The sequence below is a fragment of the Streptomyces mutabilis genome, assembly GCF_014649815.1.
Lineage (GTDB): Bacteria > Actinomycetota > Actinomycetes > Streptomycetales > Streptomycetaceae > Streptomyces > Streptomyces mutabilis.
On record NZ_BMTT01000073.1, the window covers coordinates 1 to 1,463 of the forward strand.

The 1,463-nt window shown below is 32.7% G+C and carries 2 protein-coding genes; both read right to left on the reverse strand.

Annotated features, from left to right (window positions below; genetic code table 11):
* Window positions 1–1,307, reverse strand: a 1,307-nt coding sequence (locus IE142_RS39575; RefSeq protein ID WP_191889391.1) for a heavy metal translocating P-type ATPase, incomplete at its 3' end; no start/stop codon positions are given.
* A gap of 14 nt (window positions 1,308–1,321) precedes the next feature.
* The gene (locus IE142_RS39580; RefSeq protein WP_502266906.1) at window positions 1,322–1,462 is read right to left on the reverse strand and encodes a metal-sensing transcriptional repressor; all 141 of its coding nucleotides are present in this window, start codon (window positions 1,460–1,462) and stop codon (window positions 1,322–1,324) included.
* Window position 1,463 lies beyond the last annotated feature (1 nt).

Here is a 1,463-nt window from a genome sequence, read left to right on the forward strand (position 1 = left end):
TGTGCCGGCTGAACTAATGAAATCCATATAATAAATGTGAAAATCGCGATACCTACAACGATAGGTACAAAATATCCAGAAATAATATCTGCTAGTCTTTGTATTGGCGCTTTAGAACCTTGCGCTTCTTCGACAACTTTAACAATGGAGGCAAGAGCTGTATCTTTACCAACTTTTGTTGCTTCAACAGTAATTGCTCCATTTTTATTCATTGTTGATCCTATAACATTATCATTTTGCATTTTTTCAACAGGAATAGATTCACCTGTCAACATTGACTCGTCAATTGAAGTCATACCTTTAATTATTTTGCCATCTACTGGTATTTTTTCTCCTGGTTTGATAACTAAATAGTCTCCTTCTTTTACCTCACTTAAAGGAACCATAGTCTCTTCACCGTTGCGTAATATACGTGCTTCTTTAGCTTGTAAATTCAACAATTTACTTAACGCATTTGTTGTTTGTGTTTTAGCACGTGCTTCTAAATACTTTCCGAAAAGAATTAAAGTAATTAATACAGCACTTGTTTCAAAATATAGGTGTGGCTCATAATTTGTATTAATTAACCACTTAATCGATTCATAAATACTATAAAAGAAGGCTGCGCTTGTACCTAAAGCGACAAGAACATCCATATTTGCTGACCCATTACGAAGGTTTTTATAAGCGCCTACATAAAATTGCCAACCAATAACAAATTGAACAGGCGTTGCTAATACAAATTGGAACCACGGGTTCATAAATATATGTGGTATTTGAATACCAAATAAATGAACGAACATTGTCATTAACAATGGAGCTGCTAAAACAGCTGAAACAACTAATTTAATTAACTGTCGTTTTAATTGTTTTTCTTTTTGGGAACTTTTTTCTGATGCTTCTTTTTTAGGTTGTGCCTCATACCCTAGGTTTTTAATACGTTGTTGAAATTCATCTACAGACGTCATATCAGGGTTGTATTCTACAGTAGCACTTTCTGTGATTAAATTAACTGTAGCCTTATTTACACCTGAGATTCGATTTAAAACTTTTTCGATTTTATTCGAACAAGCTGCACACGTCATTCCCATTACATCGAGATCCACTTTTTCGGTTAAAACTCCATAACCTGTTTTTTGAATTGTATTTGCAATATCTTCTAATGATGTAACATTGGGGTTATATTCAATTGTAGCTTTCTCTGTAGAAGGATTTACATTAGCGTTAACTTCATCTAATTTATTTAGATTTTTTTCTACTTTATTCGAGCAAGCTGCACATGTCATGCCTGTGATACCTAATGAGGTTTTTTTAATATTTTCACTCAATTATTTCTTTCCTCCTATTTTGAAAATTGTTTTAATACAACCATCAATTCTTTGATACTTTCTTCTCCGTTGCCATTTTTAATACCTTCACTTACACAATTAGATATATGGTCTTCAGTTACTATAAAACCCACTTGTTTTAGGGCTGATTGTATT